The organism is Psychrobacter sp. (assembly GCF_049295055.1).
Lineage (GTDB): Bacteria > Pseudomonadota > Gammaproteobacteria > Pseudomonadales > Moraxellaceae > Psychrobacter.
The window spans coordinates 22,613-37,166 of record NZ_JBAQQF010000058.1; the positions used below are offsets into that span (position 1 = coordinate 22,613).

General features: G+C 42.8%; 11 protein-coding genes and 1 pseudogene. 8 read left to right on the top strand and 4 right to left on the bottom strand.

The features are described 5' to 3' along the window. The first annotated feature begins 105 nt into the window (after positions 1 to 105). From WAZ74_RS09055 to WAZ74_RS09065, 3 genes are all read left to right on the top strand, one after another. The gene (locus WAZ74_RS09055) at positions 106 to 2,139 is read left to right on the top strand and encodes a D-alanyl-D-alanine carboxypeptidase/D-alanyl-D-alanine-endopeptidase (protein WP_422307973.1); all 2,034 of its coding nucleotides are present in this window, start codon (positions 106 to 108) and stop codon (positions 2,137 to 2,139) included. A gap of 130 nt (positions 2,140 to 2,269) precedes the next feature. After that, the gene (locus tag WAZ74_RS09060) at positions 2,270 to 2,785 is read left to right on the top strand and encodes an ABZJ_00895 family protein (RefSeq protein ID WP_422307974.1); all 516 of its coding nucleotides are present in this window, start codon (positions 2,270 to 2,272) and stop codon (positions 2,783 to 2,785) included. A 165-nt stretch (positions 2,786 to 2,950) separates the two neighbouring features. After that, positions 2,951 to 3,499, top strand: coding sequence for a DUF421 domain-containing protein (locus tag WAZ74_RS09065; protein ID WP_422307975.1), 549 nt, complete (start codon positions 2,951 to 2,953; stop codon positions 3,497 to 3,499). A gap of 261 nt (positions 3,500 to 3,760) precedes the next feature. Here WAZ74_RS09065 and WAZ74_RS09070 read toward each other — a convergent pair whose 3' ends face one another. Continuing rightward, positions 3,761 to 4,207 carry a DUF2147 domain-containing protein gene (locus tag WAZ74_RS09070; RefSeq protein WP_422307976.1) on the bottom strand — a complete coding sequence of 149 codons (447 nt, stop codon included), beginning with the start codon at positions 4,205 to 4,207 and terminating at the stop codon, positions 3,761 to 3,763. Between the two features lie 277 nt (positions 4,208 to 4,484). Between WAZ74_RS09070 and rlmH the strand changes: the two genes are divergently transcribed. Together rlmH and WAZ74_RS09080 are read left to right on the top strand one after the other, a co-directional pair. Further along, a complete protein-coding gene (rlmH, locus tag WAZ74_RS09075) occupies positions 4,485 to 4,973 on the top strand; it encodes a 23S rRNA (pseudouridine(1915)-N(3))-methyltransferase RlmH (RefSeq protein WP_422307977.1) in 489 nt (162 codons plus the stop codon). Between the two features lie 107 nt (positions 4,974 to 5,080). Further along, positions 5,081 to 6,004 (top strand): DODA-type extradiol aromatic ring-opening family dioxygenase, encoded by a 924-nt coding sequence (locus WAZ74_RS09080; RefSeq protein ID WP_422307978.1) that lies wholly within the window; start codon positions 5,081 to 5,083, stop codon positions 6,002 to 6,004. A 70-nt stretch (positions 6,005 to 6,074) separates the two neighbouring features. On the opposite strand, the gene WAZ74_RS09085 is transcribed toward WAZ74_RS09080, so the two are convergent. Continuing rightward, positions 6,075 to 7,568: an amidase gene (locus tag WAZ74_RS09085; RefSeq protein WP_422307979.1), complete on the bottom strand. Its 1,494-nt coding sequence runs from the start codon at positions 7,566 to 7,568 to the stop codon at positions 6,075 to 6,077. Between the two features lie 241 nt (positions 7,569 to 7,809). Next, complete coding sequence (locus tag WAZ74_RS09090) at positions 7,810 to 11,202, bottom strand: DNA translocase FtsK (RefSeq protein WP_422307980.1); 3,393 nt, start codon at positions 11,200 to 11,202, stop codon at positions 7,810 to 7,812. 650 nt (positions 11,203 to 11,852) lie between these two features. Between WAZ74_RS09090 and trxB the strand changes: the two genes are divergently transcribed. The 3 genes from trxB (at position 11,853) to WAZ74_RS09105 (ending at position 14,430) form a co-directional block, all read left to right on the top strand. Next, a complete protein-coding gene (gene trxB, locus WAZ74_RS09095; RefSeq protein WP_422307981.1) occupies positions 11,853 to 12,875 on the top strand; it encodes a thioredoxin-disulfide reductase in 1,023 nt (340 codons plus the stop codon). Between the two features lie 123 nt (positions 12,876 to 12,998). Further along, a complete protein-coding gene (gene aat / locus WAZ74_RS09100; protein ID WP_422307985.1) occupies positions 12,999 to 13,703 on the top strand; it encodes a leucyl/phenylalanyl-tRNA--protein transferase in 705 nt (234 codons plus the stop codon). 292 nt (positions 13,704 to 13,995) lie between these two features. Further along, on the top strand, positions 13,996 to 14,430 hold the full coding sequence (locus WAZ74_RS09105) for a MerR family transcriptional regulator (protein ID WP_422307982.1): 435 nt from the start codon (positions 13,996 to 13,998) through the stop codon (positions 14,428 to 14,430). Positions 14,431 to 14,439: 9 nt separating this feature from the next. Here the strand turns inward: WAZ74_RS09105 and WAZ74_RS09110 are convergent. Next, positions 14,440 to 14,554: pseudogene (locus tag WAZ74_RS09110) on the bottom strand (IS5/IS1182 family transposase); the annotation flags it as partial.

Genomic DNA, 14,554 nt, shown 5'->3' on the forward strand with positions numbered 1-14,554 from the left:
CCTGCTTTCAACCATACCCTACATCTGTATCTGTATCTGTATCTACGCGAAAATAGCAACTCATGTTACCATATGCTGTTTTTGCCACCTGATGATAGACTGCTCATGCGACCCACACTTAAACTCCGTAACTACACTACAAGCCACGCCAAACTGACAGCCAATAGCCAACATTTAAAACCGTCGAATCACATCACTAAACGCTTATCAATGCTCGTCTTATTTGCTACTTCTATTGTAACGCCAATACATGTGCAAGCCGCATTACCAGAAGCGATCGAAACAGCGCTCGTGCGAGCTGATTTAAGCGCAGCGGATATTAGTATCGTTATCACACCAGTAGGTGATAAAAATGCCAGTCGACTGCCCTCTCCTATTCAGGTGATTGACAGTACAAAGACTGTCAATCAGGTGCAGCCTACAAGCTCAGATGATAGCGTCAATACTGACACCAATAGCAGCAAGCAAAAACTAGTGCAAAATAATAGTAGTAATAAGCAAGTAGTAAATTACCAAAGCCCATTGGTGACCATTGAAAAACGAACAATTACAGAATACGAAAAACAGCTACATGCTTATACCGATGATCCTTATACCTATCAAAGCTTAGAGAGTAGCCCATCGCTATTGCCAGATGCGGTATCAATGCCTGCTAAACATCGTACTGACAATAGTAATGAAAGCAATAACGACAGTAGCAATAAAAGTCAGAAGGCGACAACCAACACTTCAATAAAAATATCATTTTCACCGCTAATAAACCATCAGCCTGATATCGCGCGTACACCTGCCAGCACGATGAAACTCGTTCCCAGCTTTATTGCGTTAGATACCTTGGGTGCTGACTTTGTCTGGCATACACGTGTTTATCACACGGGCATCATTATCGGTGATCAGCTACTTGGCGATTTGGTGATTCAAGGTAGTGGCGATCCAAAAATGACTCATGAGCATTTGCAACAACTGCTCTATAAAGTGCAAACGTCAGGTATTCGTCATATCAATGGCGATATTATTGTTGATAGCACCATTTTTAAAAATGTGACTAAAGACCCTGCGGCATTTGATAATTCGCCCCTACGTCCTTATAACGCCAGTCCTGATGGTTTTTTGGTAAACTTTAGTAGCATAGGCATCCAAAGCTATCCGCTAAATAACGCACAAGCGCAGCTGACCTATACGCCGCAGTTAGCAAACTATCAATTGCCTAATCTGATAAATATACGCGCAACTGCCTGTGGTCAAGCCCGCTATAGTCTCGCGCCGCAGTGGCAACCGACACAATTGACGTTAAATGCCAATTTACCGGACAGCTGCGGCGAGCATGCCTTTTATGTGGCTTACCCTGATGCCAAAGACTTTGCAGCGCGCGTCATCGCTGCCAAATGGCAAGCTCTTGGCAATACGCTAAGTGGAAAAGTTATCACCCAAGAAACGCCTTATGATGTGAATAAAAACACCAAATCATCACGTAGACTAGCGGCTATAGGTATGTCACCATTGCCGATTGTTAGCTATCCATCGTTAAACTTGACGCAGCAAATTTATGATATTAATCACTTCTCTAACAATGTGATGACTGAACAAGTAGCGCTATCTATAGCGGCTTATAATAAATCCAGTAATAATGAAGCCTTGAACAAAACCGGTGATAAAATCAGTAATAATAAACAAACCAGCTTATATCAATTTGGTAAACCGACTACCACGAGCTACCCTGCTGCCTTGCAGACCATCAACCAATGGTGGCAAACCCATCTGACCACACCGCCGCCATATCTGACCAATGGTTCTGGACTCTGCCGCGACTGCACGATCAGTGCTGCTAATTTAAGCGAGCTACTGACTTACGCCTATAACCATCCAAGCTTTGACGCCTACGTCAGCTCATTAGGTATCGCTGGGGTCAGTGGTACTATTAGCGCTCATAGCGAACGCTTACCTGAGTCGCAAGCCATTGGTCGCTCTTGGATAAAAACCGGTACTTTGAATAATGTCACTTCGATGGCAGGCTATGTTAAAGGGCTATCTGGACAAGATTATGTGGTGGTGGGACTGATCAATAGCGAGCAGGCGCTAAACCCTTACACAGCTAGACCGGTGTTGGATGCGATGCTTGATTGGACAGCGCAGCATTGATAGTTTTTTATGACCGTCAATATACTTTATAAGCAAGACAATGCTGGTGGGATAAATATTTTACAGCCTCTATCGCGCTTTTATCGCACTTTTATCAATACAACGCTCTCCCCTTTATAAAGGTTATCTTATGTCACGCAAATCGCCGCAACTTAGCAAGTCTACTACTCGATCAGGACGTAATAGGTTGCCGTCAAGTGCAAAACTTACTCAACCTAAACTAAATCTATATATCGGATTTTTTGCCGTTGGTTATATTCTTACCAGTGCGATATTTATGGTCGTTCAAACCAAGCTTGCCTTAAATGCACAAGTGATAACTGTGCTATCTATCATTGTGGGCGCTTATATTGCGGTGCACAAATTTATTAAACATCAACAGCGCGCACTAGATAAAAGTGAAATCAATCGTTTAATGTTTGGCGGAGTTATTGTGATTTGGCTGCTTACTATTATTTATTTCTTAGGTATCTGGTTCTTCTTATTTGATGCAGTGAGCCGTGAGGTACTACTTGATATGAGCATGCAACAACCCTTACCGCTGCTTTCTGCATTAGTCATGATATTGGTGCTTAGTTTAGTGAGCGCACGCATCAGCATTTGGGCTATTAATCGCCTGCTCGATCCCAATCGCAAAGCCATGTAAATGCTTATTGTTATTAAAGAATGATTAAACGCTTATTGTTATTAAAGAATAATTAAACGCTCTAACCTTATCGACAAGCAACTACAAAGTTTTTGCCCTACTCAAGCCTAAATTCCGTTACGCTGTTTCTAAGATAATTAACTTTGTTTAATAGGAGCTAAGACCGTGGACATGCTTTTTTTTGACAATATTGATAAGCTTGGGCGTATCGTTCTGACTACGATCATGGTTTATATTTTGATTGTGGTCGCCACCAAAATATCCGGCAAACGCTCTACCTCACAGCTCAATAATTTTGATTGGATTGTCACCGTCATGATTGGCTCATTGAGCGCCAGCACTATTTTACTCAAAGACATTCCTTTCATTGAAGGTATGACTTCTATTGTGGTGCTATATTTATTGCAATTTTTGGTCACCAAATACGCCTCTATTTCACCGCAATTTAGCAGTTTTATTTTATCTGAGCCGCGAATTGTTTTTTATCAAGGGCAGTTTTTGCCCGATGCGATGCGTGATGAGCGTTTGACTCGGCAAGAAATTGAGTGCGCCATGCGTTCTGAAGGTATTCACAGTTTCGATGATGTCGAGGCCGTTGTTTTCGAGTCGGATGCCAAACTCACCATCATTCCAAAACCCACTGCGGCTGATAATAGCGATCATCCTCAGCGAGAAGAAGGTGCGGTATCAGAGACGATTGCGCCACTCATGTAATGTCGCTACTAGCAATTTTTTTACTACTAAACTTTATTACTAAAGAGCTCTGCTAATTAAAAACTGACTAATAAAAATCCTGATATTTATAAACAAAGGTTGGTGTCATCGAAAAAGGATAGCCAATATATATTAGCTATCCTTTTACCTGCTACATTCTTTTATAAATGGTTTTTCTCTAGTTACTCTTGCTTCATTATATTTATTTCGAATAAAAATAATCAGAACTGCCATCAATAAATGACGAAGCTAGTGTTAAACTTACTTAATACGCTGCCACGTTTGTGAGCGACCAAAGAGTGGTGAACCGACATAACCACGTAACTTCATGCTTTGACCATTATCACTTAACGTGAGCTTTCCAGAATAGGTTTTTCTTGATTCAGGATCGACCAGTTTGCCATCACTCCATTGATTATTGCCATCAGCTTTTAAGCCCGATAATATTTGTAAGCCTTCGATAGGCTTATTCTTTAGGCTACCGGGACACTTGGTACAAACTGCATCAGCCTTTTCTTTATTAAGGACTTTGATGATTTTTCCCGAAACTTTACCACCGTTTTCAGTGAGCTGAATAACAGCCTTTTTTTCACCGGTTTTATCATCAATGGTTTGCCACTGTGTGCCATTTAAAGAGGCGGCGAAAACAGAGGTAGATAGCAGTGCACCAGCACTCAGGGTAAGTAGACTTGATATAGTACGATTCATGAACGACTCCTTTCGCTTAAAAAATGTTTCAAGCTAGCTTTTGGTTTATTATAAAGACATCACACGGTTGTTCTCCATTTCTTCTAAAGATACCTCACTTGCTTAAAATCCTGTTGAGCGAGGAGTATTTGAGAAGAAAACATTAAACTAAAGAACAACTGTTTGTCAAATGCTAGTAAAGCACAAAGGTCTGCTTTGTAAAAGGTCTGTTTGTTACATTATCTTAAGCGCAGAATTCTTTTGTTACGTTTAATTAACTATTGAAGTGGTATGTACTATGAAAGTAAGAATATTGACCGTCGGTAATAAAATGCCAAAATGGGTACAGACTGGCTTTGATGAATACTACAAACGTATTCAACCAATGCTGACTACAGAAATTGTTGAAATTGCTGCGGCAAAACGCGCTAAGAATCCTTCAGATGCCAATTTAGCCCAATACCGTGAGCAAGAAGGTCAGGCGATATTAGCTGCTCATGCTGCCGCAGGACGTGAGCAATTATGGGTATTAGATGTGAAAGGTAAGATGCTTTCTACTGAAGATTTGGCAGATAAATTGGCTGATGGCATGCAGCAAGGCGATGATATTGCCTTGGTCATTGGTGGTGCGGATGGGGTATCACCAGAAGTATTGGCAAAAGCAGATGTAAAATGGTCATTATCAGCGCTGACGTTACCGCATCCATTGGTTCGTGTTGTGCTAATGGAACAGCTATATCGAGCAATGAGTATCAATCATAATCATCCTTATCACCGTGGTGATTAAAACCAGTATGAAAATAATGTCAAAACAATTGGCTAATATAAAACCATCGCAATTAATCACAATGATAAATAGATTGAAAAATGGGCGCGTGCCCTAATAAATGCAACATGAGATATCCTAAACCTGCTATACCTCACGCCCAAAATGCCAATCCGCAAGTCGATGACATACTTGACCATTTGTCTACGCCAATATCGCCAACATCGATAACGCCAATTACAGCAGCGGCGGCATGGGCGGACGCGCCGATTATATCGAGTGCAGCGAAACGACCGAAACTACCTGCGCTATTTATCTCGCATGGTGCACCGACGCTGGCTATCGAGCAATCAGCTACAACCAGTGCGCTAGCACGTATAGGGCAGAACTTGCCCAAACCCCGTGCAATCGTCATTATGTCTGCCCATTGGCAGTCAGCCAAACTTGAAATCAGCAGTAATCCGCAACCAAAGACTTGGCATGATTTTTCAGGTTTTACACCTGAGCTGCATGAGCTTCAATACCCTGCTGCAGGTTATCCAGCACTTGCAGAGACACTGGCGCAGCAACTAAGCGCCCGTGGTATCGTTTGTAGGGTTAATCCCTTACGCGTCAGCGATCATGGTGTATGGGCGCCGCTTCTACACCTGTATCCACAGGCTGATATTCCTGTCGTCCAGATATCGTTGCCGCACTATTATGACAGTATCGCCTGCTATCAATTGGGCGCACAACTGGCAAAGCTGCGTGATGAGGGGATTTTAATTATCGGTTCAGGAAATATCACCCATAATTTACAAGCATTGCGTTGGCAAGCTGAAAGTATCGACCAAACGGCAAAAGACTTTAAAGTCTGGCTACTACAACAGCTCAAAACCGACATCCCAAGCGCTTTGGATTGGCAGCAATATCCTGATTATAAAGATATCCATCCAAGCGATGAGCATCTACTGCCATTATTTTTTGCCTTAGGTGCTGGTCAGCGCGTCTCAGTAGTGCATCAAAGTATGGCGCACCATAGTTTGGGCATGGATATTTATCGCTTTGATTAAAGAATAGATTCAATTAAAGCGATGCTTAGATGATTAATTCAACAATTAAAATATAGTCAGACAGATACATCTAATTTTTAAAAGCAGGTTTGCTAAATAAACCAGCGCGCTCCATCTCTCCAGCCACACTCAATAATGTCGCTTCATCATTCATACGCCCAATCAGCTGCATACCAATCGGTAGGCCTTTTTTGCTCATGCCGACGGGCAATGACATAGCCGGTAGCCCAGTAATATTACCCAATAAAGTAAAGCCCATTTTACCTAGCACTGGTGAGCTTAGCTTTTCAATCATGCCCGAGCTAAAGGCATACTTGCCCATATCAATGCCCTTGTTTAGCAGACCAGCGCTACGCATGAGCATCTCGTCCATTCGGCTTGGTGGTAACACGCCATGTTTCACTGCCGGCGTCGGGACGGTTGGGCACAAAATCATATCATAGGTCTCTAACAGCAAACCAGTTTGATATTGACTGTCATGCCAGCCATGTTTAGCGTGAGCCAAATCAACAGCAGACAATGAGCGTCCAAGCATGGCCATATTATACGTTTGCGGCTCAAGGTTTTGTATGTGCTGTGCGCCATGACAGCGCTCGATATTATCGATAGTAAAGGCAGTATGCGCGCAGACTACTACTAAAAAATCATGCCAAAACTGTTCAATATTAATATTGGGTTCAGCAGGAATAACGCGATGTCCCATAGCTTCTAACTGCTTAGCAGTCTGCTCAAGTACGGCTAAGACTTCTTTATCTACCACAGTATTAGCAACCAACGGCTGTTGATGCAAGGCTATGGTTAGTTGGCGCGGCGCACGCATTGCTGCTTGCAAAAATGTCCCATCAGGTGGGGCAATAACGTAAGGCGCACCAATTTCAGCTCCACTGGTCGCATCAAGCATCGCCGCGCTATCACGGACACTACGGGTAATCACATGATCCGCCACTGCGCCATCCCAGCCTTCACCGAATAACGGTCCCATTGGATTGCGACCACGACTGGGTTTAAGTCCAAACACACCACACCACGCGGCAGGAAAACGAATAGAGCCACCACCATCGCCAGCGCCTGCCATTGGTACGATACCGCTCGCCACTGCCGCCGCGCTACCACCCGATGAGCCACCTGAGCTATAGCCTTTTTTAAATGGATTGTGAGCTACGCCATGCGCTTTTGGTTCAGTGGTGATAATTAAACCAAACTCAGGCGTATTGGTTTTACCAAAAGTATTTACGCCTGTCGCTTTCATGCGCTTAACGATTTCACTATCGCTTTCTGACATAATATTTACGCTACGACTGCCCATCGTGATCGGCTCATCAGCGAAATGAAACGATAAGTCTTTTAATAAATAAGGGACGCCGTTAAATACACCAGCAGGCAGTCCTGCCTGCGCTGCATGGTAAGCACGCTCATCAAAACGATGAATAATAGCGTTTAATTTGGGATTGAGCTGATTGGCCTGATTGACCGCCGCATCTAGCAATTCTTTAGCGCTAACTTCCCCTGCATTAACCAATGCCGCCAATGCTATCGCGTCGTACTGAGTATATTCTTTAAACATAACTAACCTTCCTTGGAGAGTAATTGAATTAAGATTTTGAGAGTGATAAGTTATAACCAGTTTAGTATAAAAACGCACTGCTTATAATGGATAAACAAACTCAGTGGTCATTTGAAAATCCGAATGACTATTGTTAATTAAAGGATGTAATCGTGAGTAACCACCTATATTCTAATAACAAAAAAGCGAGCTACTTTATTGAGTAACTCGCTTTTTTAGTATTGAATTAAGCTTTATCTTTTTACATTAATAGCTCACGTTTACCACTTTTCCCCATTGAGCTGACCAATCCAGCCTCTTCCATCGAATCGACAATACGTGCAGCACGGTTATAGCCGATACTGAATTTACGCTGAATACTAGAAGCTGACACTTTGCGTGTCTCCATAATAAAACCAACGGCCTCATTATAAAGATCATCGTCTTCACCAGAAGCGCTGGCGCTACTGCCGCCACCGGGGCTAGATAATTCAAAATTGCCAGCCATATTATCAATATAATCAGGCGCACCGCGCTCACGCCAAGCATCACAGACGCTATTGACCTCTTCATCGCTGACATAGGCACCATGCACACGATCCGGTTCAATTTGCCCTGGTCCTAAGAACAACATATCCCCATTACCAAGCATATCTTCAGCACCGCCACTGTCCAAAATAGTGCGCGAATCGACTTTTGAATTCACTCGTAGCGCCGCTCGTACTGGAATATTGGCTTTAATCAAACCGGTAATGACATCAACCGATGGGCGCTGAGTTGCAAGAATTAAGTGAATCCCTGCTGCACGCGATTTTTGCGCCAAGCGTGTAATTAATTCTTCCGCCTGCTTACCAACCTGCATAATCATATCGGCAAACTCATCGGCGACGATGACAATCATCGGTAAGGTTTTTAGCTTCGGTGCTTGGCTGATACTCACGCTGTCATTGGGTCGCCATAATGGGTCAAGCATTGGATTACCCGATTGTTCAGCAGCGATAACTTTTTTGTTAAACTCATTCAGCTTACGAACTTTTAATAAGCTCATGAGTTGATAACGACGTTCCATCTCAGCAACGCACCATGACAAGGCACTTGCCGCTTCAGTCATATCGGTAACGACTGGGGTTAGCAGATGCGGAATATCATTATAGTTGGCAAGTTCAAGCTGCTTAGGATCAATCAGAATCATCCGCAGCTCGTTCGGCGTATATTTAAGCAGCATCGATAGTAACATCGCGTTGACCAAGACCGATTTACCAGAGCCTGTCGTACCAGCAACCAACATATGTGGCGCTCGTGCAAGGTCAGTGATAATAGCTTTGCCGCCAATATCTTTACCCATCGCCATGCTGATTTGCGCTTTAGGATCTTTAAATTTTTCGGTATCTAATAGCTCAATCAAGCGCACCATTTCGCGCTGTTTGTTTGGCACTTCAATGCCAATGTATGGTTTACCAGGAATCACCTCGACCACACGTAAAGATGCCATGGATAATGAGCGTGCCAAATCACGTGAAATGCCTGTGACCTTGCTAGCTTTTATCCCAGCAGCAAGGTCTACTTCAAAGCGGGTCACCACAGGTCCTGGAATAGCATTCACAACGCTTGCTTTAACATTGAACTCTTGTAGTTTAATCTCCAACAGCTCTGATAACTGCTCAAGCTCAGCTATAGTATAGCTTGGCTGACGATTGGGATCTGGCTTATCTAAAATAGACAGCTCTGGAATCGGCGATAGACTACTACGATAAGCAGCCGTTTGCATCGAGCGTGATTTTTGACTAAATGCGGCATCATCACTAATGTGAGGCATAACAGGTGCATGAGCATCCTCAGCACGACTGTCATCCTCTGGCATCATATCGGTAATATGGTTGCTGCTATCGCCTTCTTGCACTGCAAAGCTTACCGTTGGCTTAGTAGCTGTTGTCCGCTGACTATATGGCTCGATGTTGAGCTTGGCATCTGACATTAAAGCGCTAGTTTCTGCGGTAGGCGGTAGCTTAGGATTAGCAGGCGGTGTATTGGTTGGCGTCATATCCATGGTTTCAAAAACTGGCGCAATCACATCTACCGTTTTTGACGCACTAGTCATGTCAGATATAGAAGAAGAATCCAAATCATTTGAGAACTCAGATTTTTCAACAGACCATTCATTAGAAAAACCATCAGCTGGTTTATCAACTGAATCATTTATTAAACGATCAGATACCTCTATGGTAGGCGCAACTGCCGTCTCTACTATTGGTGCTCCTTCTTCTTTATTTAATTCAGTCGCTGACGGCACCGCAGCATGTTCTGCTAACCACGCATCGACCAAAGTATCAACAGTAGGCGCTGTAGCAGCTGAATCAGAAATATCAGTGTCCGTATGATGTTCAGCACTTACCAATGGGTTGATTGGTGATTCGTTAGTTGCCGGCTGAATACCCTCTTGATTAGTATCAAAAACAGGTTGAGTAGAAGATAAATTTGTCGCTAAAGGTTGTTTATTATCCGTCTCTGCATCAGAAGCGTCTGTATCTAAGCTGTCAAAAAAGACTGCTGCTGACTCATCTGAACGTAGCGCGTTTATAGCAGCATCATAAGGTATCGTATCTTGCTCTGTCGCTATATGACTTGCTAATAAATCATCGACCGTATTGGCATCATTCCATGCAAAACTCGGTTCAACTTTTCTTATCGGTGTTATAGGAGCGTTTGCAACAGGCGTCGATGCTGACGATGCTTGATTGATATTAGAGATGCTAGCGTTATTAGGTATGGTGGCAGTCGTTTGTAGTTGCTCTTCCCGTCTGGCGCTATCACTTGCTACTTGTGCCGCTGCTGCCATAGAAGCTTTTACGCTAGCACCCAGTCCTGAAGTCGATAAGAAATCGTTCAAAACGTTACTGAAACGACCACTTCTACTTTCATTTTTCCTATTAATAGTGTGGTCAGCTGCTTGTAAATCAAGCGGTAACTGCTCATGCTGAGCTTTTTCACTTATCAAAGTCTTGTCGACATACTCTTTGATATCGCTGCTTTCTTGTGCTGTTTGACTATGCTCAAACGCACTGTCTTGGTTTTTGATACCAGAACCGAGCCACGACAAAGTTTTGAATTTTTCATAGATGCTCAGCCAGTGTATGTTAAAAGCAAAGGTAGCAGTAATAGCGACAAATACTGCCAAAAACGTCACACTGCCCCACTGCGACAACAATTGTGCCAACCGTGCTTGTAGCTCAAGACCGATAATACCGCCCGCAACCCCTTTGAGACCTGAAGATATCGGATCTGCTACCTGTTGTACCAACGCTATCAACTGGGCAAATAACGCACTGCTACTCAATATTAAAAACACATAAGCAACCAAGCGTAATAGCCAAAACGTCGGTTTATTATCCCACCAAATCAGAATCGACTCATAAACCAAAAATGCCAATAACCACCACGCGCCAAAACCAAAGAAGCTATAAAGTATGTCCGATAGCCATGCGCCCGTCGCACCACCCATATTATTAATGGTAGTCATATCACTACTAATATGCGACCAGCTAGGATCATTACCTGTATAAGTCACTAGAATGACGAATAAGTAAACCGCTAGTATTAACCCAAGTAAGGTAAATATGCCCTTTTTTAAATAATCAATAAGTGGTGCTGATATCACGTAAGATCTGCCTTGTTGTTAACACTAGTTGTTAATACTAGTTATTAATACTAAATGGTCGCCAACGCATGATTAAGCCTAACCATGCTGGCATAGATTTATGACATAGACTTCTAAACTAGGTTGCTCAAATTAAATGCCAATCTAAAATACTACTATAAAGTACGGGTATGAACAAAGTACGAGCATGAACGCCGCACTTTTATTTTAGACGGAGCCTACAACTTCTTATAATAACAAATACATAGGTACAGTGGCGACCATGTTATAAAGAAAGAGCATAAGAAAATCAATCAATAAGCAATTTAGCAAAAAACGCTGTCATTAATAGAACACAGCTCATACTTTTGCGTAATAAACCTAAAATATTCGCTCGCTTTTATCGATAAAATTATAAGGCAATAACTCAAGAAAATACTTTCATACGGTGTTTCAAGAGACTGATACTTTAATTCTAATGATATCCATATTCATTTTAGCAAACTTGCACTTTTTGCCGTCTGCCCTTATGTTATTATCACATAGCGACTAGAGCAACACTATAAGTCATCACTCTTAACGCTTATCTTTTATAATATTTATAATTTACCTGTATCATTCTTATTTTTTATTTTTATCATTCTCACTTTTATCGCTAGCAAGGAAATCTTATGGCAACTGATAACACCGCTCCACGCCACGAAAAACTTATTATTTTGGGTTCAGGTCCTGCCGGATATGCCGCTGCTGTCTATGCTGCGCGTGCTAATCTAAAGCCTGTTATGGTCACAGGCCTAGAGGTCGGTGGACAGCTAACGACCACCACGGAGGTCGATAACTGGCCCGGTGATGCCCATGACTTGACCGGTCCTGCACTGATGGATCGTATGAAAGCGCATGCCGAGCGTTTTGGTACAGAGCTGGTTTATGACCATGTTAATGAAGTGAATTTAAATGAACGCCCTTTTCAGTTGACAGGTAATAATGGCAGCTACACTTGTGATGCGTTAATTATCTCAACAGGTGCTTCTGCGCAGTATTTAGGCCTAGAGTCAGAAACCAAATTCAGAGGTCTCGGCGTCTCAGCTTGTGCAACTTGTGATGGCTTCTTTTATAAAGACCAAAAAGTCGCCGTTATTGGCGGTGGTAACACTGCCGTTGAAGAAGCGCTATACCTATCAAACATCGCCTCTGAAGTCACTTTAGTGCATCGCCGCGATAGCTTACGCTCTGAAAAAATCTTACAAGATAAATTATTTGAAAAAGCCAAAAATGGTAATATCAAAATCGAATGGAATCACAGTGTCGAAGAAGTGGTCGGTGATGAAATGGGCGTTAATGGCGTCGTCATTAAATCTATGATCGATGGTAGCACCAAGCAGTTAGATGTTTTTGGTATATTCGTCGCCATTGGTCACAAGCCTAATACTGATTTATTTAAAGGTCAGTTAGAGATGAAAGATGGCTATCTTACCGTCAATAGTGGTCTCAATGGCAATGCAACCCAGACCAGTATCGAAGGTGTCTTTGCAGCTGGTGACGTGGCAGATCATGTTTATCGTCAAGCCATTACATCTGCAGGTACTGGCTGTATGGCAGCACTTGATTCTGAAAAGTATCTGGATGCAATGGGCGAAACAGTCGCTCGTGATCATACTTATGCTTCTACATTGACTGCAGATAAAGAAGCTTAAGTGAGCAATACGTCCAAAGATGACGACCGCATTGATATTGATATCAGTGCGGCTCACATAACGCCTGAGGCTTGTATTAGCCATATCAGAAGTCTTGGGCGTTATGAATTTCCAGATCCCGCTATGGTAGATCCTGATGGCATAGGTATTGTAGCTATCGGAGGAGACTTAGCCGCTGAAACGCTAATCTCTGCTTACGCGCAAGGGCTATTCCCTTGGTTCAACGAAGACGAACCTATTGCTTGGTGGTGCCCTGAACCTCGATGTGTGATGGTGCCAGCTCAATATCTACCGAGTAAATCGCTACGCAAGCAAGCAAAGCGTGAGCGATGGCAATTAACTCTTAATCACGCTTTCGATGAGGTGATACACGCTTGTAGTTTACCGCGTAGTAATGGCGTTAATGAAAGTCAGCCTGAAGGCGAACATACGTGGATTCATCAAGAGATGATTGAAGCTTACACCGAGCTGCACGCTCAAGGCTTTGCCCATAGCGTCGAGGTTTGGGATGATAAAGGCGCGCTCGTTGGTGGTTTATACGGCTTAAAAATAGGCAGTATTTACTTTGGCGAGTCGATGTTTCATCGTGCCTCCAATGCATCAAAACTGGCATTTTGGGGCTTGATGCGCTTGTGTGAGCAAAGTCAGGTGGCGCTCGTCGACTGCCAATTACCGAATGAACATCTTATGAGTTTAGGCGCAACCACCTTACCGCGCACGGATTTTTTAACCCAATTAGATACTTTGATAGCTACTGGTTCAAGCAGATGGCTTAAAGATTCTCATAAACCTTTGCCAGTATCGCTTCTCGACACATTAAAGCCTTAGCAATTGACCGTCTAATCTGACAGTTAAAGCTGATATGATAGGCTAAAACAACAAGTCTTGGCTGAACACGAATCCTGATTACTATAGTGGATCCACTTTTAAAAGAATACAGTGCTACCGGGATTAATTATTCGCAGCCTCTGTCTGCGTAGACACAGCAAGCAAGAAAAATTGATGCCAGTAGCACGTTACAATATTTGTATTTTTTTATTTAGGACTGACTATATTAAGTACAGTCTGCCGTCATTATCTCTATAATCGACCACTTACCTATTATAATCATGAGTTTACTATGGCACCTGATACATCATTCTTATTGATAGGAAGGCTAGCATCAAAAGCCAATACGACCAAAGATACGATTCGTCATTATGACCAATTAGGGCTGCTGAAATCTCGTAAACGTCAAGCAGGCTCGCGTCTATATACTGAGTTTCATCCAGAATGTGTTGAGCGTATCGAATTAATCAAAAGCGCGCAAGCTATTGGTTTTACGCTGACTGAAATCAAGGATAGCCTCAACGATTATTACGATGGGCAGCTCGATATTGATCTGCAGCTGACACTCACCCAACAAAAACTGACGCAAATCAGAAAACAACAAGCTACCATCAGTTTGATGATAGAGATGTTGACCGAACGAATTGATATTCTCGAACATATGAAAGCAGATAGTAAGTACGAGCTTGATGTTGAAATCTGTAAAAAGAAAATACCCTTACTCTAGGGCGTGTCCTCAATTCATCTTGCAATGAATGATAGTGCACGCTAGGTAAAGCATGGACTTGAAATTACGAGCCAACTTCTCATAACGAGTGGCTATACTACGGGAATGCTTGAGCCTGGCGAAC